The organism is Arenibacter flavimaris (assembly GCF_030291335.1).
Taxonomy (GTDB): Bacteria; Bacteroidota; Bacteroidia; order Flavobacteriales; family Flavobacteriaceae; genus Arenibacter.
In genome coordinates this window covers 19610-40647 of the sequence record NZ_JASWIM010000007.1, presented here as the reverse complement: position 1 = coordinate 40647, position 21038 = coordinate 19610, and the positions used below count along the sequence as shown (strand labels likewise).

Genomic DNA, 21038 nt, shown 5'->3' with positions numbered 1-21038 from the left:
TAGCACGAATGGCGAAAAGCAAGAATAAATGAATTTAAAAATTGCCCTTTTAGCAGGAGATGGAATAGGTCCTGAAGTAATTGACCAAGCAGTAAAAGTGTCCAATGCCATTGCCAAGAAATACAATCATGAGATAAGCTGGACACCGGCCCTTACCGGTGCAGCGGCAATTGATGCGGTTGGAGAGCCTTACCCGGATGAGACCCATGCGGTTTGTGAAGCTGCGGATGCTGTATTATTTGGTGCTATTGGGCATCCAAGATTTGACAATGATCCTTCTGCCAAGGTACGTCCAGAACAGGGGTTGTTGAAAATGAGACAAAAATTGGGCTTGTTCGCCAACGTTAGGCCTACTTTTACATTTCCTTCGCTGATAGACAAATCCCCTTTGAAACGGGAGCGAATAGAAGGTACGGATTTAATTATTCTAAGAGAATTAACGGGTGGAGTGTATTTTGGAGAACGTGGAAGAAAGGATAACGGGAATACGGCCTTTGACACTATGACCTATACCCGTGCGGAAATTCAGCGTTTGGCCAAAAAAGGTTTTGAAATGGCAATGGCCAGATCTAAAAAGCTTTGTTGTGTAGATAAGGCCAACGTGTTGGAATCCTCCAGATTGTGGAGAGAAACGGTACAGGCAATGGAAAAGGATTACCCAGAAGTAACTGTTTCCTATGAGTTTGTCGATGCAGTGGCCATGAGATTGGTGCAATGGCCAAAAGGATATGATGTAATAATAACTGAAAATCTCTTTGGAGATATTTTAACGGATGAGGCTTCGGTAATTTCCGGTTCTATGGGATTAATGCCATCGGCTTCCGTAGGAACCAAAACTAGATTGTACGAACCAATTCACGGATCCTATCCACAAGCAGCAGGAAAGGATATTGCAAATCCGTTGGCTACCGTACTTTCTGCTGCCATGATGTTCGAAGATTTCGACTTGAAGGAAGAGGCGCAGGCCATACGTGATGTCGTAAACAAATCGCTGGCCGAAGGAGTGGTTTCAGAAGATCTTGCTGAAGGTGGAAAAGCCTATAAGACCAGTGAAATTGGCGATTGGTTGGCATCGCACATTTAATATGACTATTATTTCCGCGCAGGCAGGAATATATAAAAAGCGGGCATCCAATTAAGTTTGGATGCCCGCTTTTTTGTTTCCAAAGAATGTTGGATAATATGTTTAAGAATTGAATGCCATTTTTCTTTTAGTACTGACCGATCTACTTTTAGAGAACACAATTATTAATACAGCAATGGCTATACCTGTTCCTGCCATTAATGCCCCTACAAGACTTGCCGATGTAAAACCGTACCCTAAGGCTATGGGTAACCCGGCAAAGAAGGCTCCAGAGGCGTTGCCCATATTGAAGGCGCTCTGGTTCATGGAAGACCCCAGCATCTCAGACCCCTTTGATGCCTTTATAATAGCCAATTGAATTGGGGTTCCCACCATAAAGGAGACGATTCCAATTATGAACGTTAATATTAATATGGCCACTGGGTTTGCTGCGACCAAGTAGTTGATTAGTAGTACCATTACCATTAGCGATAAACTGATGATTACAGCTTTTAACGGACTAAATATTTCTGCCATTTTAGCGCCAATAAAATTACCGAACACCATTCCAACACCCGCCAAGATCATGGCATAACCTACCATGTTTTCAGAATGCCCAGAAACATTGGTCAATAAGGGGGCTATATAACTGTACCAAGCAAAGAATCCTCCAGTACCAATGGTAGTAAGCAATATTAACATCCAGATTTCCACTCTTTTAAAAACCTTCAAATCCTTTATAAACCCTTCGGAAGATGATTTTTCCATTTTTGGCATCCAAAAATAGATGCTAAGCAGTGCTATTACACCTACAATACCCACCAAAAGAAAAGAAAGGTTCCAATTATAGTGGTGACCCAGATAGGTACCTATGGGCACTCCAATTACATTGGCTATGGTTAGTCCGGCAAACATGGTGGCTATGGCCTGGGCCGCTTTTCCTTCTTTCGCCAATTTTCCCGCAACTACCGCACCAATTCCAAAAAATGCTCCATGTGGCAAACCTGATAGGAATCTGGTAATCATTAAAGTGACGTAGTTGGTTGAAAATGCCGAAAGGGTGTTGAAAACCGTAAACCATATCATTAAATACATCAACACTTTATGTGCAGGCCACTTTCCGCTCATAGCGGTCAAGGTGGGTGCCCCCACTACCACTCCCAAAGCATAGGCCGAAATAAAATGTCCGGCTTGAGGTATACTTATTTGCAGGGAATTGGCCACGTCTGGTAGAATCCCCATTATTACAAACTCGGTCATACCTATACCAAAGCCTCCTACCCCTAGGGCAAGTAGCGCTTTTTTGTTCGATTTCTCCATACTCATAATACTAACATTTAAGTCATTAATACAGGTACAATATTACTACAAGGCAATTTCTTACCGCTATGGAGAATTATCCTATTTATATTCAATTATATCCTATAAAAAAGCGGCAAAATTAATACTCTTTACCCAAATAATAAGTGTTTATGGTAGTTTTTAAGTCTGTTGGGAAAAATTTAATAGTTGAGAGGTACGACCCATTTACCATTTTTTTAATCTAAATGTTGCAACAACGACAGTCAGAGGGCACCATCGTCTACCGGAAAAGGTTCGGCAGTTTATATTACTGGATGGAAAAATGCCTTAAACCCTGTGGTATGGCCCATGAAACATCAAAATCTATACGATTTAGGAATATTGAACGTTGATAGCATATGTTTAGGAAGTTTTTTCCTACAAAATTTTTAGTATGAAAATATATCAGCACAAAATACTTCATCTAGAAGATTTAGATAAAATGGATTTGGATTTTATTCCTGATGTATTTTTCCTCTTCGCATCCCCCACCTTTATAGGTACGGAAGAGTTTGTATCCAATCTGGCAGACAAATTTGAAAATGCCAATCTAATAGGATGTTCCACTGCTGGGGAAATATTGGGAAATGAGGTAATGGATTCAACCATTGCCTTAACAGCCGTTAAGTTTGAAAAGACCAATCTTAGAATAGAGGAAGTTGATCTGGTTTCATGCAACCTTGATAGTTTTGAGGCAGGGAAAGCTATAAGCGGAAAATTAAAAGGGCCTGACTTAAGGCATATCTTCGTTTTAAGTGATGGGCTAATCGTAAATGGAGCAGAATTGGTAAAGGGGTTGCACCGGGATTTGGATAAGTCTGTAAGTATCACTGGTGGTTTGGCTGGTGATTGTTCAAACTTTGAGAATACATTTGTCATATCCGGGAACCAAGTGGCATCCAAAAAAATTGTTGCCCTAGGTCTATATAGCTCGGAACTAAGCATAGGATTTGCATCCAAAGGAGGGTGGGATAGTTTTGGTATTGAAAGATTGGTGACAAAATCTACGGATAATGTGCTCTATGAATTGGACGGACAACCGGCATTGGATCTGTATAAATCATTTTTGGGAGAGTTGGCGAAGGATTTGCCCGGTTCGGGGCTATTATTCCCTTTGAGTATGAGGGATGAGGACAATCAAATACCAGTAGTCAGGACAATTTTGTCCATTGATGAAAAAAAAGGTAGCCTCACTTTTGCTGGAAATATTCCTCAAGGTTCCTATGTAAGATTGATGAAAGCCAATATTGATCGAATTATAGGAGGAGCGGAACAATCGGCGGTAATAGCCAAGAACAGTACAAAAGACCAACATCAACTGGCTTTCCTGATAAGCTGTGTAGGGAGGAGATTGGTTATGAAACAGTTGGTGGAGGAAGAGGTAGAAGCTGTAAATGAGGTGTTTGGAGATAAAATTTATACCACTGGTTTCTATTCATATGGGGAAATTGCTCCCTTTGATAAGTTTTCGCCCTGCACCTTGCACAATCAAACTATGACGATAACAACATTTTCCGAATGAGCAATAATTACCACAGATTACTCAAAAGACAGTTGAAAAAGATAGATTTGGACGATGGCACCCTAGATCTTATTACCCCCCTATTGGGTCTAGTGAACGACGCATATATGGCATATGATCGTGATATGGAACAGGTGGAGAATGTTTTGGAAATAAGTTCACAGGAATTGTTTCAGGCCAACCAACAGTTGAAAAACAGTGTGGAATCCATTTCGGGGCAATTGTCCAAAGTGGCTGGAAACATAAAGGATGTAATTTTTGAAATGGACTTGAATGGGAATTGGTCCTATTTGAATCCGGCTTGGAGAAAGTTGACTGGTTATATGGTCAAGGATTGTTTAGGAAAACCCTACTACCAATTTTTGAAGGACGACAAGGGGAATGATTTTAAGGATCTTATAGATTTAAAGACCCATAATTTTAGTACTATAAGCAAATCATTTAAGTCCCAAATTATTACCGGAGAATATAAGTGGCTGGATTTTTCCTTGAAGGTAATTATGTCCGAAGATGGAAAAATTGAAGGATATATTGGTGCTATAGTGGATATAAGCAAAATAAAGGAAACCGAATTGGCCCTGATCGAGGCCAAGGAAAAGGAATCTATGGCCAATAAGGCCAAGGACGAATTTTTAACGACTATGTCCCATGAGATTAGGACGCCATTGAACGCGGTCATTGGTATAAGCCACTTGCTAATACTGGAAAATCCAAAAATGGAGCAGATGGAAAACCTAAGCACTTTAAAGCACTCCTCGGAGCATTTATTGTGTTTGGTGAACGATATTTTGGATTTCAACAAAATTGCCTCCGGACAATTGGAATTGGAAAATAGGGATTTTAATTTAAATCAGGTTCTTAATGGTTTACAAAGCATATTCCACAATACGGCAAAAGAAAAGGACATTCGGTTGCTTGTAAAAAAAGATACCTCCCTCCCGAAAATGTTTATAGGGGACAGTACTAGACTGTCGCAAATTCTGACCAATCTGGTAAGCAACGCTATTAAGTTTACAGAGGAAGGTAAAGTAATGGTAGATATTGAAGTGTTGGGGGTGGAAGGAGATTCCTACCTTGTGGAATTTGTGATATCCGATACGGGCATTGGAATCCCTGAGGATAAAAAGGATAAAATATTTCTTTCATTTGCCCAAGCCAATTCAGATACGACAAGAAAATATGGTGGTACCGGCTTGGGACTGGCCATCTGTAAACGATTGTTGGAAATCATGGACAGCGATTTAAAACTGGAGAGCCAAGTTGGCAAAGGATCCACCTTTAGTTTTAAGCTAAAGCTACAAAGGAGTGGCGTTACGGATTATCAAGAGGATGCCAATGCCTTTGATGTCAAATCGATTCATGAACAGGATAATTTAAAAGGGACTAGAATTCTTGTGGCGGAAGACAACAAAGTAAATATAATGGTCATTGAAAAATTTCTCTCCAAGTGGCAGGTAGATTTTGATATAGCGGAAAATGGATTAATAGCCCTTAATAAGGCTATGGAAAACACCTATGATATGATTTTGATGGACCTTCAAATGCCTGTAATGAATGGTTTTGAAGCCAGCAAGGCTATTAGGGAGTCCAACAACCCGCTCAATAAGGTAATGCCCATCTACGCGCTTTCGGCATCTACGGGAATGGATACCAAGAACCAATTAGGGAAATACGGAATAGATGGTCTAATATGCAAGCCTTTTAATCCAACCGAATTATTCAAAACCTTGACCTCCATCCTTCAACAAAAGTATGTTCAGTAATTATTACATAAAAAGTGAAAGGTTTTCTCAATCAAAAGTCCTTCCATTCCTTTTGGAAGTGATAGGGATGGGAGGATTGAGATAAGTAAAAATCAAGGCCCATCCGATACATGTCAGGTGGGCCTTGATTTTAGAATATTCCAATGATGTACAATCCGTGCAATATGAATTACGGGTTATAGAATATAATCGGTACTAATAAAATTGGACAATTTGGACTCCAATAACTGTTCTACGGTTTCATTATTAAGTTCATTGTCCTTAAAGGCAACAAAGGTTCTTATAGAGAAGGAACGTAATGCATCATAGACACTTAGGGTAGCTTGGGCCGAGTCCTTTCGCCCGGTAAATGGATAAACGTCCGGGCCGCGTTGGCAAGAACTGTTCAGGTTTACCCTACACACTAAGTTCACCAAGGTGTCTATTAACGGAGCTATGGCGTATACATCTTTCCCGAACAAACTTACCTGTTGTCCATAGTTGGATTCGGCCATATCATCTAGTGGTTCTTCAATATCCTTAAAGGTAACGATGGGAATTACCGGACCAAATTGTTCTTCCTGATAGACCCGCATTTCTTTATGAACCGGATACAAAATTGCCGGCCAAATGTAATTGTCGGAATGCGTACCGCCTTTCTTATTCAAAATCTTGGCACCTTTTTCCCTAGCGTCATCTATCAACTCCTGTATATAGGCAGGTTTATGAGGTTCGGGAAGAGGGGTTAACTTAACGCCATCTTCCCAAGGGTTCCCAAATTTTAAGGCATCGACCCTTTCGGAAAACCGCTTATTAAATTCCTGGGCAATATCCTCGTGGACGTAGATTATTTTTAGTGCGGTACAACGTTGACCGTTGAAGGACAAGGTGCCGGCAATACACTCGTCTATGGTTAAATCCAAATCTGCGTCGGGCAGTATTATGGCTGGGTTTTTGGCTTCCAGTCCAAGCACCAATCGCAGTCTGTTGCTTTTAGGATGTTGGTTTTGAAGTGCATTTGCCGATTTACTATTGCCTATCAAGGCCAAAACATCTACTTTTCCGGTCTTCATTATTGGGGCGGCTACTGCCCTACCCCTACCGAATACAATATTCACTACCCCTTTTGGGAAACTGGATTGAAAAGCTTCCAGCAAGGGTGTAATCAATAATACGCCATGTTTTGCAGGTTTAAATATGGTGGTATTCCCCATGATTATGGCAGGAATAAGCAAGGCGAAAGTTTCGTTTAGAGGATAGTTATAGGGGCCTAAACAAAGTACCACTCCAAGTGGCCCCCTTCGGATATGGGCATAGACACCGTCATTTTTTTCAAATTTGGCATTATCACGGTCAAGTTGCTTGTAATCCTCAATGGTATCGTATATATACTCTACCGTCCTGTCGAACTCCTTTTGGGAATCTGGAAGCGATTTGCCTATTTCCCACATCAGAAGTTTTACAATCTCATCCCTTTTGGTCTGCATTTTCTTTACAAAAATCTCCATGCAGTCTATGCGTTCCTTGACCCGCATGGTGGGCCATATCCCCTTACCTTTGTTGTAGGCCATAAGGGCTGCATCCAGGGCTTCCAAAGCTTCCTTTTCCTCCATGTCCGGAATGCTTCCCAGTAAGGTTGGCGCGTATTTTTCTGTGCTGGATATGGTGGAATACACCTCAGAGGTCTTCCCGTCCCAAGCCTTTAATTCGCCATTGATGAGATAAGTTCTTTGATGGTTAGCCTCGTTTATTTTGTATTCTGAAGGTATGCCCGATTTGCCCATAATTGATTCTTTTTTGAAAAATGAAACTATTGAAATTTAACTATCAGACCACTAAATTAATAAAACGATAATTCTAATTCCGTATAAATTTGGTAGAATATTTGAGGGAAAGTCACGAAAAGGATTTCGTATTTTTCAATATCACAAAATACCGCAAATTTTATCAAACCAAATACTCAAACAAATCCGGTTTATCGTTAATGTAGTCGCCAAAAAAATTGTTTTCCTTCATCCGTTTTACAAGCGGAGCCAAATCTTCTGGATTTTTTAATTCGATTCCCACTACGGCCGGAGCATTCTCCCGACTCGATTTTTTTGAATATTCAAAATGGGTAATATCATCGGTTGGACCCAAAATATCAACCACGAATTCCTTCAGAGCTCCTGGTCTTTGGGGAAAGCGTATAATAAAATAATGTTTTAATTTGCCGTAAAGCAAGGCGCGTTCCTTTATTTCGGCCGTACGGGTAATATCGTTGTTACTGCCACTTACAATGCAAACCACGTTTTTCCCTTTTATTTCTTCCTTATAATCGTCCAATACCGTAATGGTGAGGGCTCCTGCGGGTTCCACAACTATGGCGTCCCTGTTATAAAGGTCTAAGATGGTTTGGCAAACCTTGCCTTCCGGTACGGTTACCATATCATAAAGATGGTCCTTGCATATATTGAACGTGAGGTTTCCCACACGTTTTACCGCAGCACCATCAATAAATTTATCTATATGTTCCAATTCTGTGTTAACTCCCTTTTCCATGGAAGTTTTCATGGATGGGGCTCCTTCAGGTTCCACCCCAATGATTTTTGTTTGTGGTGATAATGTCTTAAATACGGCACAGAGTCCGGAGGCCAATCCACCGCCACCAACAGCCACAAAAATATAATCTATCGGTTTCTTGGTCTGTTCCAAAATTTCCAAACCGACCGTAGCCTGACCTTCAATAATTTTGGGGTCATCAAAAGGATGGATATAAGTCTTTTTCCCAGCGGCACAGAATGCCTTGGCCGCATCCGAGGAATCATCAAAGGTATCCCCCTCCAGTACCACGGTTACCCATTCCCCTCCAAATAATTTTGTTTGTTCAACCTTTTGTTTAGGTGTAACGGAAGGCATATAAATGGTTCCTTTTATTCCTAAGTGATTACAGGCAAAAGCAACGCCTTGGGCATGGTTTCCTGCACTGGCACAAACCACCCCGTTAGCAGTTTCTTTTTTACTAAGGGAACTGATCTTATTAAAGGCTCCTCTTATTTTATAACTTCTTACCCTATGTAGATCTTCCCTTTTTAAAAGAATGTTGGCATCATAGGCCTTGGAATATCTGATGCTCTGCATCAATGGGGTAATATCGGCTACCTGCCTAATGGTTTCGGCAGCCTTTCGGATGTCCTCTATTTTGGGGAAATATGTTTCCATTAATAGGTATATAAACAAAGACCTGCCCAGTAAATTAAACTCGGCAGGCCTTATAATTAGTTGATTGTAATTAAACTATAGGTTTCATAGCCGTCATGGATGCGCGCAACCTAGCTCCTACAATTTCTACAGGATGCTCGCGTAAGGCCTTGTTCACTGCAATTAGTTTTGCGTTGTCCACACTTAAATGTTTCTGGTCTGCAAAATGTCTTCCAATTACATCGGTATCTATGGTTTTCATAAAATCGGCCAATAAAGGCTTACAGGCATGGTCAAACAAATAGCAACCGTATTCGGCCGTATCGGATATGACCCTGTTCATTTCGAACAATTTTTTTCTAGCAATGGTATTGGCGATCAATGGAGTTTCATGAAGCGATTCATAGTAAGCGGATTCGGCAATAATTCCGGATTCGGTCATGGACTCAAATGCCAATTCCACACCAGCTCTAACCATTGCCACCATTAATACACCGTGGTCATAAAATTCCTGTTCAGAAATTTTATCGGATCCTGCAGGGGTTTTTTCAAATGCGGTCTCTCCCGTTGCAGCTCTCCAGGTCAATAGATTTTTATCGTCATTGGCCCAGTCTTCCATCATGGTTTTTGAAAAATGGCCACTCATGATATCGTCCATATGTTTATGGAAAAGTGGGCGCATTATATCCTTTAATTCTTCTGAAAGTTCAAAAGCTTTGATTTTCGCAGGGTTGGACAAACGATCCATCATATGGGTAATACCTCCATATTTTAGACCCTCTGTTATGGTTTCCCATCCGTATTGAATTAACTTGGAGGCATATCCCGGGTCAATTCCTTTTTCAATCATTTTATCAAAACAAAGTATAGAACCTGTTTGCAACAAACCACAAAGAATAGTTTGTTCTCCCATTAAGTCCGATTTTACTTCTGCAACAAAGGATGACTCCAATACACCTGCCTTATGACCTCCGGTAGCCACTGCGTAGGCTTTTGCCTGCGCCAACCCTTTATCTTCGGGGTCATTGTTAGGGTGTACCGCAATTAGGGTAGGTACCCCAAAACCTCTTTTGTATTCTTCACGTACTTCCGAGCCTGGACACTTTGGTGCCACCATGATGACAGTTAAATCCTCACGGATCTGCATTCCTTCCTCCACAATATTAAAACCGTGTGAGTAGGATAAGGTAGCGCCTTTTTTCATTAGGGGCATAACCGCGGAAACCACACTGGTGTGTTGTTTGTCCGGGGTTAAATTAATTACCACATCGGCGGTAGGGATAAGTTCCTCGTAGGTTCCAACTGTAAAGCCATTTTCACTTGCGTTTATAAAAGACTGTCTTTTTTCTTTTATAGCCGCATCCCTTAGGGCATATGAAATATCCAATCCGGAATCGCGCATATTTAAACCTTGGTTAAGACCTTGGGCTCCACAGCCAACGATTACAATTTTTTTCCCTTTTAGAGCGGATACACCATCAGAAAATTCGGTAGATTCCATAAACCTACATTTTCCCAATTGGGTCAGTTGTTCTCTTAATGATAGCGTATTAAAGTAATTTGCCATTTTTTAAACTCGATTTTATGTCCCGATTAACTTCGGGGATGATTATTTATTGATTAAACTCTTTTAACAATGATGAAATTTTCATTTCCGATTTGGTAACCGCTATCCGCCCGGAGCGTACAAATTGCATAATGCCGTATGGCTTCAATTGCTGGTACATGTCATCAATTTCATTTCTTCTTCCGCTTTTGGCCAAAACAAAGAAATCCCTGGACACGGTAACAATTTGCGAATTACTATCCTTAATGATATTTTGAATATTTCGTTCATCGAACAATAAGGTGGAAGCCACTTTAAACAATGCAGATTCCTGATATATGGTTTCTTCATCGGTATGGTAGAAGGCTTTGATTACCTCGATTTGTTTTTCAACCTGTCCCACAATATTGCGCACCCAATCTTCTGTAGTGTACACTACAATGGTGAATTTTGACACGTGTTCTATTTCCGATTTAGAAACATTTAAACTCTCAATGTTTATATGACGTTTTAAAAATATCCCTGAAATTCTGTTCAGTAGTCCTACGCTGTTCTCGGAGTAAACTGAAATTGTAAACCATTTTTTTTCCATCTCCTTATCCCAATCCTCTATTAAAAATATGAAGTTATGGGCAATTTTAATTAATAATTATTTTATTTCAAACGTATATCCGATACTGATGCCCCGGAAGGAATCATAGGAAAAACATTATCCTCTTTTTCAACCTTAACTTCCAAAAAGTAAGCATCCTTGGAGGCCAACATCTCTTTTATGGTAGCCTTTAAATCCTTCCTTTCGCTTATGCGCTTTGATTCTATATGGTAACCTTCGGCAATTTTTACAAAATCGGGATTTACCATTACCGTGGAGGCATATCTACTTTCAAAGAACAGTTCCTGCCACTGGCGGACCATTCCCAAATGGTCATTATTAAGCACCACTATTTTTACAGGGGTCTTGTTCTGAAAGATAGTTCCCAACTCCTGTATGGTCATTTGATATCCGCCATCACCAATAATGGCAACGACTTCCCTGTCCATAGCTCCCATTTTGGCTCCGATAGCCGCTGGTAATGCGAAGCCCATAGTTCCCAGTCCACCAGAGGTAACATTACTTTTGGTCTGTTTAAACTTGGCGTATCTGCAGGCTATCATTTGGTGCTGCCCTACATCCGATACTATAATGGCCTTATGGCCACTGGCTATATTGATTTCCTCTATAACCTCCGCCATTGTGAGTTTGTCCTTGGTAGGATAAACATCATTTTTGATGATCTGGTCAAATTCTATCTTATATTTTTCTTTAAACTCATTGTGCCAAGCTTCATGCTTGTTGGTTTTGATCAACGGCAATAATAAATCCAAGGTTACTTTGGAATCGCCCAATACCGCTACATCGGCCTTTACGTTTTTGTTTATTTCGGCAGGGTCTATGTCGAAATGGATAATCTTTGCCTGTTTGGCATAGGTATCCAAACTTCCTGTTACCCTATCGTCAAAGCGCATACCAATGGCAATGAGTACATCGCATTCATTGGTCAATAAATTAGGGCCGTAATTACCGTGCATACCTACCATTCCAACATTCAAGGGATGGTCTGTATCCATGGCCGAAAGTCCAAGTATGGTCCAGGCAGCAGGAATACCCGCTTTCTCCACCAAGGTCCTTAGTTGTTCCTCGGCTTGTCCTAAAATAACCCCTTGTCCAAAGACGATAAAAGGCTTTTTGGCCGTATTTATCAGATGGGCCGCTTCCTCAATGGCTTTTATATCTGGTTTGGGGTAAGGGTTGTAACTTCGAACCCCTTTGCAATGTTCATAGGAAAAGTCGAACTCATCAATTTGTGCATTTTTGGTAATATCCACCAATACAGGTCCTGGCCTACCAGATTTCGCAATATAGAACGCTTTGGCCAAAACCTCAGGAATTTCAGAAGCTTTGGTAACTTGACAGTTCCATTTGGTTACCGGTGTGGAAATTCCAATAATATCGGTTTCCTGAAAAGCGTCGGACCCCAGCAAATGTCTCGCTACCTGTCCCGTGATGCAGACCATGGGTGTCGAGTCTATCTGGGCGTCTGCAATACCGGTAATTAAATTGGTAGCCCCAGGTCCCGATGTGGCCACGGCCACACCTACTTTTCCGGTTACTCTAGAGTAACCCTGTGCAGCATGGGTAGCCCCCTGCTCATGTCTTGTTAAGATATGGGTAAGTTTGTCCTGAAATTTGTATAGTTCATCATACAGCGGCATGATGGCCCCTCCAGGATATCCATAAATCAAGTCTACACCCTCAGCCAATAGGCAATGGATTATAGCCTCCGCACCACTGATCCTCTTCGTGGCCTGCTTTGTTGATGCTGTTTTTTCCTTTTTTAATGTTTCCATAATTGTAGACCTAATCGGTTAACATACTTGGTATAAAACCCTTTATTTTTTTGGGTAAAAGCTTTATCTCTATTACCCTTAATATTATAATTCATCGGTTACACAACCTTGGGAGGCCGATGACACCGTTTTTGCATATTTGTATAAACTACCTTTTTTGACCTTTAGGGGTGGTTGTACCCAGTTTGCCCTGCGCGTTTTGATCTCTTCCTCGGACAATGCCACAGAAATACTATTTTTTTCTGCATCAATGGTGATGACATCCCCATCCTTCAGGAGGGCTATAGTTCCTCCATCTTGTGCTTCAGGGCATACGTGGCCCACAACAAAACCGTGTGTACCTCCAGAAAAACGACCATCCGTAATCAAGGCTACATCCTTCCCTAATCCGGCACCCATAATAGCAGCGGTTGGTTTCAACATTTCCGGCATACCTGGGCCACCTTTTGGTCCTTCGTACCTAATAACCACAACATCTCCTTTTTTTACCAAACCTTTGCCTATACCGGCATTGGCCAGAAATTCATCATCAAAAACTTTTGCAGGACCGGTAAAGTGCAATCCTTCCTTTCCTGTAATCTTGGCTACCGCACCGTCTATTGCAAGGTTTCCGTATAAAATTCTCAAGTGTCCGGATTCCTTGATCGGAGCGCTTAATGGTTTTATAATCTGTTGCCCTTCTTTTAAGCTAGGAACCTCTGCAAGGTTCTCGGCTACCGTCTTACCGGTTATGGTCAAGCAATCTCCGTGTAGCATACCATTTTCCAACATAAACTTCATAACTGCCGGTGTACCACCAGCACGGTGTAGGTCTTCCATTAGATATTTGCCACTAGGCTTCAAATCTGCCAAGAATGGAGTGTTGTCACTAATTTTTTGAAAATCATCCAAGGTAAAGTCAACATCTGCCGCCTTTGCAATAGCCAGGAAATGTAGGACCGCGTTAGTGGAACCTCCCAATAACGTAAGTAAGCGTACAGCATTTTCAAAAGATTTTTTTGTTATGATATCGCTGGGCTTAATATCGTTTTCCAATAGATGTCGTAATGCAAAACCCGCACTAATGGCATCTTGTTTCTTTTCCTTACCAATAGCGGGGTTGGAAGAATTGTATGGCAAGGCCATTCCCAAAGCTTCAATGGCAGAGGCCATGGTGTTGGCAGTATACATACCGCCGCAGGCGCCCGCTCCGGGACATGCATTTTGAATGACTCCTTTATAATCCTCTTCGTTCATAGTTCCGGCTACCTTTTCGCCCCATGCCTCAAAGGCAGAAACTACATCCAATTTCTTATCCTTGAAACAACCAGAGGCAATAGTACCACCATATACCAAAACAGATGGTCTGTTTAATCTAATCATGGCCATTAGCGCACCTGGCATGTTCTTGTCACAACCTACAACTGTTACCAAACCATCATAGTTCATAGCTTGTACCACAGTTTCCATAGAATCTGCAATGATATCCCTGGATGGAAGTGAGTATCTCATACCATAGGTACCCATTGAAATACCGTCACTTACACCTATCGTATTGAACACGAGTCCAACCAAGCCCCCTTTTTCGGTTCCAAGTTTTACTTCTTGTGCCAGATCATTCAAATGCATATTACAAGGATTGCCCTCGTAACCAGTACTTCCAATTCCTATCAAAGGTTTTTTTAGATCCTCTTCATCCAATCCTATGGCGTATAACATAGCCTGAGCGGCGGGTTGTGTGGGGTCCTGGGTAACGTTTTTGCTAAATTTATTTAATTCCATTAATTTGTATACTTTGTATTTTAATACTATCCTATATAAACTACGACTACCAAAGATAAAAGTTTAAAACCCCTTAGATTATTAACATAAATAATTGATTTAAATTCAATTATAATGATTTAATTTTAAACATCTGATAATCAAATGTTTAAACATATAAACCATATCATATTCAGTAGGTTTTTATTCTTTGATAAACCTTTTGTTATCCACTTAAAAAGAACATAAATCCAAGCTTTTGGTTTGTCAAAACCTTAAAAAAAAGCCTGTATCAAATATATCTGATACAGGCTTTTTAAATAAATAGAAATCCGTATCATCCCAGTTATGGGACGATAATGACCAATTTTATTATGCTTCCATTTATTTTCATAAGTGTAAAATTAGGCATTAAAATTTAATTGACAAAGAAATAAATTTCCACCCCCTATTTTAATTTGAAACGAATAAGGTCTCCTGGTCTTTTTTGTGCTAAAATGGACATGGCCATGTCCGATAACTGCAAAATTCTTGGATAACCACCCGTAGTCTGACCATCCTTCATTAAAATGATCAATTTTCCAGCAGGGGTAAGTTGTATCGTACCGGGCAATGTGGCGGAAGTCAACATGGATAGAGTGTTGCCTTCAATAGCCTCACTGAGTTGATATGCCATTCTGTTGTTCTCGTTGGCAACCGAGAATTCATTGTAAAATATTTGGGACAACTGTTTATCAGTCAATAGATTGTATTCAGGCCCTTTAAAGACTTCCAATTGTGATTTGTCCAAAACGGAGTCTACTTTGAGTTTCGTAATTTTGGGACTGAACTCTTTATATTTATTATAGGGAAGAGCAGGGATTTTTTTAATGGAATCGTGTTCGGTAATTGGTTTAAAGAAAGACCTGCTTCCCAACACCAGGGAAGTCTTGAACCCGTCCTTAATTGCCAAATAGGCCCTGAATCCCTTTAATAATTTGCCATAGGATAGGATATCACCACTATTGACCTTGTAGACTTTGTAGTTCTCAACGGCCATATCGTTCAGGGTAACCGACATTTCCGCACCGCCCAAAACAATATAGGTATCCTCTTCAAATTCCAGGGTTGGTCCCGTCATGGTTATTTCGAGGACGGCGCTGTTTTCCTCATTTTCCAACAAGGTATTTAGCTTTGAGGCGGTGAACGAATCCATAGCCCCGGCAACGGGCACCCCTTTGTCCCTATAGCCAAATCTACCGGAATCCTGTACAGTAGTGAAAAAGCCCGATTTTATAATGTTAAGCATTGAGCACTATTTTTTCTATGTTATAAATCCCAACCTCACTTTCAATTTTGTGCAATTGGTACTCCGCCATTGAAATTGGGTAAAATTGTATTTTATCGCCCACTTTAACGAAACAGGGGTTTTCCTTGTTTACATCGAACATGGGAATGGGACATTTGCCAATAATATTCCAACCTCCAGGTGAATCCTGCGGATAAATTCCTGTTTGTTTTCCGGCCAGGCCAACCGAGCCCATAAGTACCTTGGGTCTTGGCGAGGACTTGCGTGGCACTTCCAGAGTCTCTGGCACACCGCCCAAGTACATAAATCCAGGTAAAAAGCCAATGCCATATACTGTATAGATACCCTTGGAGTGTAATGCAGTGATATCTGCTATGGATCTGCCCAATTTTTCCGACAGCTCCTCCAGATCCAAGCCAAACTTTAAATCATAACATACTGGCAATCGCCAGAGATACCGCGTAGCTGGTTCAATTTTGCCTTTTATGGCATACCATTCCTTGATCTTGGGTTTAAAATAATCAAAATCGAGAAGAGTGTCCTTGCAGATCAATGTGAGTGAATTATAGGCGGGTACAAACTCCCACTCCTTTTCATCCAAGTGATTCTCCTTTAAGTATTGAATGAACTGAAGAATCTCATTCAATATGGTTTCTTCCACCTTATTTGGCCACTCCACCAATATGGCATGGGCACCAAATTGCCTTACCGATATGTTAAAATTACTCACTTCTTTATTAAGATTTGGTTCTTTGGTAAATGTCTTGAAAGATACGCTAATATTTGTAAAGTTGTTGGAGAATCCCCGTGAATACAGTAAGTGTCCGCTTTGATTTTTACTAGCCTCCCGGAAAGGGTCAAAACCGAACCTTTTGTAGCCATAATCAGTAAATGGTCCATAACGGCCTTGGGATCCTGAATCATGGCCCTAGGGTCTTTGCGGGACACTAGGGAGAGGTCTTCGTTATAATTGCGATCTACAAACGCCTCATATTTTATTTGAAACCCTAAGCGCCGGGCTTCCTCCCCTATTTTGGAATGGTACGGCACATATAGAAACACTTCCTTTTTATATTTTTCAATAGAGTCCAAAAATACCGCTGCCAATTTCCTGTCCTTGGCTACATCATTGTATAAGGCACCATGGGGTTTTATGTGGTTCAGCACTGCCCCCAAGGATTTTAGAACAGTTCCTAATTCTTCCAATTGGGCTTGGATGCTTTTTTTTAATTCATCGTTGGCAATTTTGATACTGGTTCTCCCAAAATTTTCCCTATCCGGATAAGATGGGTGCGCCCCTATGAGAACCTTGTTTTCTTTGGCCAATGAGGCCACTTTCATCATGGTGACTGTATCCCCGGCATGGCCACCACAAGCAATATTACAGGAGGAAATCAATGGCATTAGCTGAGCTTCGTTGCCTATTCCCTCCCCTACGTCACAATTTATGTCGATATTCATCATATCTTTAAAATAACCCAAATACGGTTAATATGCTTTTTATACCAAGTATGACCGACAACACAATGATTATAATTCCCAATATATTTTGAAATTGTGTATTTTGATACTCCAACATTACTGTTTTCCGATTAACGATCCAAAGTAGAAAAACAGCTATAATTGGCAATAGCATCCCATTGGTCACCTGGGCAAATTTAATAATCTCCAAAGGTTTTATTCCTATGGACATGGATAGAACGCCAACGAATAAAATGATCATCCAAACCATTTTGAACCGCAGGTTGTCCATAGTGGTATTCCATCCAAAACAGCTGTTGGCCACGTAGGCAGCGGCTAAAGGTGCGGTAATGGCAGAGGTTATCCCCGCCGCAAAAAGTCCTACTCCCATAAAATATTTGGCGCCTTCCCCATAAAGTGGTTCCAGGCCTTTGGTCATATCCATTATGTTGCTAATTTCGTTGGACGGAATGGCAGTTGCAGTAACAACGATCGCCATAGATACCGTACCTCCCAGAACAATGGACAATAGGGTATCCCTACGTGCTTCCTTCAAATTTTCTTTGGACTTCCATTTTTCACTTACCAAAGAGGTATGTAAAAATAAATTATAGGGTACTACTGTGGTGCCTACCAAGGCAATAATGGTCAAAATACTTCCATCTGGAGCTTTGGGGATGAAAAGGCCATGTAAGATGGATGAAATATCGGGTTTTGTAATTATGGCGGTCAGTAAGAAGGATAGGCTCATGACCACGACCAAGGATACCAATACCTTTTCCAGAACCTGATAATTGCCAAAAAACAAGAGTAGAAATGCAAAAATCCCCACTATCCAAGGATAAAAAATTAGATATTCCTGTCCAAATATAGCTTCCAAACCTAAGGAAGCACCTCCTATATTACCGCCCTCATAGGCTGCATTCCCTATGACTATTGCTGCCAGGATCAAACCCAGTACCATCATCTTTATCCAGCGAACACCTATCTCTTCTTTTATAACATGGGCCAATCCCTTTTGGGTCACAATTCCCAATCTCGCCGCCATTTCTTGTAGTACCGCAGTGGCCACAATGGAGAGCAACATGGCCCAGAGAAGTGAATATCCATATTGTACTCCCGCAATGGAGCACACGGCAACGGTACCAGGACCTATAAAGGCTGCCGCTACCAACACTCCTGGCCCCATCTTCCATTTCATCCTATTGGGCTGTATTTAAGGCATATAATGCAAAACTTCCCAACCAATGGGTACCACTGTAATTATCATCAATTATACCGGGGAGGGAATAGTTAATATGATCGGTGGCTATTTGTTTTAAATGGGAGTATTGGGGAAGTGTCTGCGCAATACCGTACAAACACCAGGCCCTACTAAAATTGAGGCCATCCAAATGCACTAATTTTCCATCTGTTCTGTCGGATACTTTTCCGGGTACCAGACTAAATTGGGGATCGGCCAATTGCGGTAAGAATTTATCCAACCATTTCTTATACTTGTCAGGGCTATATATTTTTCTCACCAGATTGGCTTCTTCCAAGCATGGAGATAGAAAATCGAATCCGCTAGGTTCCCAGTTCAAAGGGCAATTGGCATCGCTTTCATAAAAACGGGCAACACTGGTGGTAATGGCATTTTTTAAGGCGTCGTCCTCAAGAACAACTGCATAGTCCCAAGCCAAGGAAAGCCCGAATGCGGTATTGCTATGTTCCCCAACCCTAATGGGGTAATTTAATTTCGGTAAAAATTCTATATAGGCAGCCACTATATAATTTGTCAAAGGTAGTAAATTAGCTTCCAGGTCACGGGCCAAAGGGTCCTGCCAAGTATGGATCTCCTCGGCCAATTTTAAGATCCAAGCCCACCCATAAGTCCGTTCATATGACTTGTTCCCTATCATGTTAAAATAATCTACTTCGGCCATAATATTTTCCTTGGAAATATTTTCTACCAATTTATTGCGTATTGTGGAAGCCTGATTTAAACTAGGGAACTGCTTTAGCAAAGAGACCAAGGACCAATGACCATGTACTGAGGAATGCCAATCGTAGCAACCATAAAATGCGGGATGCAATTGTTTCGGACCGCCCAAATGTGTTGAATCCTGTAGAGACTGATTTAATTTGTTGGGATATTCGGTCTGTAGACATTCCAAAGGCAAACGCACCAGCCGGTTGGCTTCATTAAAAGTTAGCTCGGGCAGAGCCATGGATAAAGAATTATCAGGTAATGTCTTTTGTTGATTCCTACAGCTTACAAGAAAGACAAAGATCGAAAAAGTAGTAATGATTGTTTTATGGTCCATTATTTTGGTTTGAAAAGCGAATATGTAAATATATAGGGATATTCCAAAATGCGGAAGAATAATTGTTTTTTAAAGGCCATGTGGTTTAAAAAGTAGGTCGTTCATCTAAAAAGTTGCAGTTCGTCTAAAAGATGGCCTTTTTGGATAACCCACATATAATAATCTAAAAATATTACGGTTATAATAATCCCAAATTAAATTTTTAACCTACTTGAATGACATGTTTAGATTGTAATAAAGAGCTTGATTATCTTGACCACAAAAGAGCGATGGATCTCTTGGGAATAGAGCTTTGTGCGAAGCACAAAAGCAGAATGGAAAAGCTGATCAAACTTAAAAGTACCCCCAAAGAAGCCATACAATTATACTATGGTTTAAAAAATGCAGGAGTAAATCCAATGCTGGAATGGTGGGATGGAAAAAAATCAGTTGATATTGCTATATCCAGGGTAAAACTTAATATAGAGATAGACACGGAATACCAATCCATTACCCAAGAACAAGCCATCAATGATTTGGAAGAGGCTATGCATTCTTTTAGAAATGGATTTACCACCATTCGTATCCCCCATGTACTCATCAAATATTATTTAAAGGAAACCGTAGATAATATTTTGGGAATAATGGAAGGACTAAAGGCCAATATCAAGGTCGTTTAACCTTTGATGCCATAGGGAAATGTCTTTTCAAGTAAGGACCGAGGCATTTCGGCTCAAGCAGAACTGAAATGCAATGAATCTTAAAAACAATTTTATGGAAACAGAAAAGAAGATTTTGAGAACACCTTTAAGAATTGCCATTTCCCTACTTGTTGTAGGCTTTCTTTTTAAAATTCTACATATTACGACCCTCGCAAATCCAATTATTTTGTTTGCCCTTAGTGCTATTGGTGTGTTGTACGCGTGGCGATTTTGGAAAAGGACAAAGAAAGGATTTCTGCAATACAACAAATTGGTTTTAGTTACTTCTTGGTCCTTAAATGGAATTTTTAAAATTCTGAATATATCCCACAACGAGTTTTTTCAAGTATTAGGGGGCTTGGCATTCATTATTTGGATCATCATGGAAGGCACATCTTATCTCATTGATGACAAGGAAGATAATAGGAGCGATATTGCGTATTTTATGTGGAACACCATGATGATTATCGGCATATTGGCCATAATTATCGGAAGCCTCACTAAAATATTGGAATGGGAGTATGCTACTCCTACCCTGATTACGGGATTCATACTTGTGGCCGCTTACGTTTTAAAGGACCTATTGGTACAGAACCTGCAAAAGAAGGAATAAGGGGTTCTACGCCCTTTAATTTTACGGTGTAATTGTAAATACTTGAAATTCAATAGGATGTGGTATAGTACGTATATTGATTAAAGATTTGCGATATCCGGAAAGTGAGTGTGCAATCGTTGTAATACTGTAGTTTTTTTTCATCTTCAAAGGCTTTTCAAATTTTCA

General features: G+C 40.6%; 17 protein-coding genes. 5 read left to right on the top strand and 12 right to left on the bottom strand.

Annotated features, from left to right (window positions below):
* The first annotated feature begins 28 nt into the window (after positions 1-28).
* Positions 29-1084 carry a 3-isopropylmalate dehydrogenase gene (leuB, locus tag QSE00_RS08030; RefSeq protein WP_110355375.1) on the top strand — a complete coding sequence of 352 codons (1056 nt, stop codon included), beginning with the start codon at positions 29-31 and terminating at the stop codon, positions 1082-1084.
* Between the two features lie 102 nt (positions 1085-1186).
* On the opposite strand, the gene QSE00_RS08025 is transcribed toward leuB, so the two are convergent.
* Complete coding sequence (locus tag QSE00_RS08025) at positions 1187-2383, bottom strand: MFS transporter (protein ID WP_110355506.1); 1197 nt, start codon at positions 2381-2383, stop codon at positions 1187-1189.
* Between the two features lie 415 nt (positions 2384-2798).
* Between QSE00_RS08025 and QSE00_RS08020 the strand changes: the two genes are divergently transcribed.
* Entirely contained in the window at positions 2799-3926 is a 1128-nt protein-coding gene (locus QSE00_RS08020; protein ID WP_286105555.1) for an FIST signal transduction protein, read from the top strand.
* On the top strand, positions 3923-5689 hold the full coding sequence (locus tag QSE00_RS08015; RefSeq protein WP_286105554.1) for a PAS domain-containing hybrid sensor histidine kinase/response regulator: 1767 nt from the start codon (positions 3923-3925) through the stop codon (positions 5687-5689). Before QSE00_RS08020 ends, QSE00_RS08015 begins: the two co-directional genes overlap by 4 nt.
* A 176-nt stretch (positions 5690-5865) precedes the next feature.
* On the opposite strand, the gene QSE00_RS08010 is transcribed toward QSE00_RS08015, so the two are convergent.
* The 11 genes from QSE00_RS08010 to QSE00_RS07960 all read right to left on the bottom strand — a co-directional run bounded on the left by QSE00_RS08010 (position 5866) and on the right by QSE00_RS07960 (position 19577).
* Positions 5866-7452, bottom strand: a complete 1587-nt coding sequence (locus tag QSE00_RS08010; protein WP_286105553.1) for an NADP-dependent glyceraldehyde-3-phosphate dehydrogenase — start codon at positions 7450-7452, stop codon at positions 5866-5868.
* Between the two features lie 163 nt (positions 7453-7615).
* Entirely contained in the window at positions 7616-8869 is a 1254-nt protein-coding gene (gene ilvA / locus QSE00_RS08005; protein ID WP_286105551.1) for a threonine ammonia-lyase IlvA, read from the bottom strand.
* 70 nt (positions 8870-8939) lie between these two features.
* A complete protein-coding gene (gene ilvC / locus QSE00_RS08000; RefSeq protein ID WP_110355380.1) occupies positions 8940-10415 on the bottom strand; it encodes a ketol-acid reductoisomerase in 1476 nt (491 codons plus the stop codon).
* Between the two features lie 46 nt (positions 10416-10461).
* Positions 10462-10986 (bottom strand): acetolactate synthase small subunit, encoded by a 525-nt coding sequence (ilvN, locus tag QSE00_RS07995; protein WP_110355381.1) that lies wholly within the window; start codon positions 10984-10986, stop codon positions 10462-10464.
* Between the two features lie 62 nt (positions 10987-11048).
* On the bottom strand, positions 11049-12782 hold the full coding sequence (gene ilvB / locus QSE00_RS07990; protein ID WP_110355382.1) for a biosynthetic-type acetolactate synthase large subunit: 1734 nt from the start codon (positions 12780-12782) through the stop codon (positions 11049-11051).
* Between the two features lie 84 nt (positions 12783-12866).
* Positions 12867-14543, bottom strand: a complete 1677-nt coding sequence (ilvD, locus tag QSE00_RS07985; protein WP_110355383.1) for a dihydroxy-acid dehydratase — start codon at positions 14541-14543, stop codon at positions 12867-12869.
* Between the two features lie 427 nt (positions 14544-14970).
* A complete protein-coding gene (locus QSE00_RS07980; RefSeq protein WP_286105550.1) occupies positions 14971-15810 on the bottom strand; it encodes a 5-oxoprolinase subunit C family protein in 840 nt (279 codons plus the stop codon).
* On the bottom strand, positions 15803-16540 hold the full coding sequence (pxpB, locus tag QSE00_RS07975; protein WP_110355385.1) for a 5-oxoprolinase subunit PxpB: 738 nt from the start codon (positions 16538-16540) through the stop codon (positions 15803-15805). Before pxpB ends, QSE00_RS07980 begins: the two co-directional genes overlap by 8 nt.
* Positions 16537-17274, bottom strand: coding sequence for a 5-oxoprolinase subunit PxpA (gene pxpA, locus QSE00_RS07970; protein ID WP_353477450.1), 738 nt, complete (start codon positions 17272-17274; stop codon positions 16537-16539). The genes pxpB and pxpA overlap by 4 nt, the downstream gene beginning before the upstream one ends.
* Before the next feature lie 4 nt (positions 17275-17278).
* Positions 17279-18472, bottom strand: coding sequence for an Nramp family divalent metal transporter (locus QSE00_RS07965; RefSeq protein WP_286105549.1), 1194 nt, complete (start codon positions 18470-18472; stop codon positions 17279-17281).
* Between the two features lies 1 nt (position 18473).
* Positions 18474-19577: a DUF2891 domain-containing protein gene (locus QSE00_RS07960; RefSeq protein ID WP_286105548.1), complete on the bottom strand. Its 1104-nt coding sequence runs from the start codon at positions 19575-19577 to the stop codon at positions 18474-18476.
* 215 nt (positions 19578-19792) lie between these two features.
* Here QSE00_RS07960 and QSE00_RS07955 point away from each other — a divergent pair, with 215 nt between their 5' ends.
* Complete coding sequence (locus QSE00_RS07955; RefSeq protein ID WP_110355389.1) at positions 19793-20236, top strand: hypothetical protein; 444 nt, start codon at positions 19793-19795, stop codon at positions 20234-20236.
* 94 nt (positions 20237-20330) lie between these two features.
* Positions 20331-20870 carry a hypothetical protein gene (locus QSE00_RS07950; protein ID WP_286105547.1) on the top strand — a complete coding sequence of 180 codons (540 nt, stop codon included), beginning with the start codon at positions 20331-20333 and terminating at the stop codon, positions 20868-20870.
* The last annotated feature ends 168 nt before the right edge of the window (positions 20871-21038 follow it).

Coding starts and splice junctions, on each gene's coding strand:
- leuB (WP_110355375.1), top strand. CDS start 29: ATGAATTTAAAAATTGCCCTTTTAGCAGGAGATGGAATAGGTCCTGAA.
- QSE00_RS08025 (WP_110355506.1), bottom strand. CDS start 2,383: ATGGAGAAATCGAACAAAAAAGCGCTACTTGCCCTAGGGGTAGGAGGC.
- QSE00_RS08020 (WP_286105555.1), top strand. CDS start 2,799: ATGAAAATATATCAGCACAAAATACTTCATCTAGAAGATTTAGATAAA.
- QSE00_RS08015 (WP_286105554.1), top strand. CDS start 3,923: ATGAGCAATAATTACCACAGATTACTCAAAAGACAGTTGAAAAAGATA.
- QSE00_RS08010 (WP_286105553.1), bottom strand. CDS start 7,452: ATGGGCAAATCGGGCATACCTTCAGAATACAAAATAAACGAGGCTAAC.
- ilvA (WP_286105551.1), bottom strand. CDS start 8,869: ATGGAAACATATTTCCCCAAAATAGAGGACATCCGAAAGGCTGCCGAA.
- ilvC (WP_110355380.1), bottom strand. CDS start 10,415: ATGGCAAATTACTTTAATACGCTATCATTAAGAGAACAACTGACCCAA.
- ilvN (WP_110355381.1), bottom strand. CDS start 10,986: ATGGAAAAAAAATGGTTTACAATTTCAGTTTACTCCGAGAACAGCGTA.
- ilvB (WP_110355382.1), bottom strand. CDS start 12,782: ATGGAAACATTAAAAAAGGAAAAAACAGCATCAACAAAGCAGGCCACG.
- ilvD (WP_110355383.1), bottom strand. CDS start 14,543: ATGGAATTAAATAAATTTAGCAAAAACGTTACCCAGGACCCCACACAA.
- QSE00_RS07980 (WP_286105550.1), bottom strand. CDS start 15,810: ATGCTTAACATTATAAAATCGGGCTTTTTCACTACTGTACAGGATTCC.
- pxpA (WP_353477450.1), bottom strand. CDS start 17,274: ATGATGAATATCGACATAAATTGTGACGTAGGGGAGGGAATAGGCAAC.
- QSE00_RS07965 (WP_286105549.1), bottom strand. CDS start 18,472: ATGAAATGGAAGATGGGGCCAGGAGTGTTGGTAGCGGCAGCCTTTATA.
- QSE00_RS07960 (WP_286105548.1), bottom strand. CDS start 19,577: ATGGACCATAAAACAATCATTACTACTTTTTCGATCTTTGTCTTTCTT.
- QSE00_RS07955 (WP_110355389.1), top strand. CDS start 19,793: ATGACATGTTTAGATTGTAATAAAGAGCTTGATTATCTTGACCACAAA.
- QSE00_RS07950 (WP_286105547.1), top strand. CDS start 20,331: ATGGAAACAGAAAAGAAGATTTTGAGAACACCTTTAAGAATTGCCATT.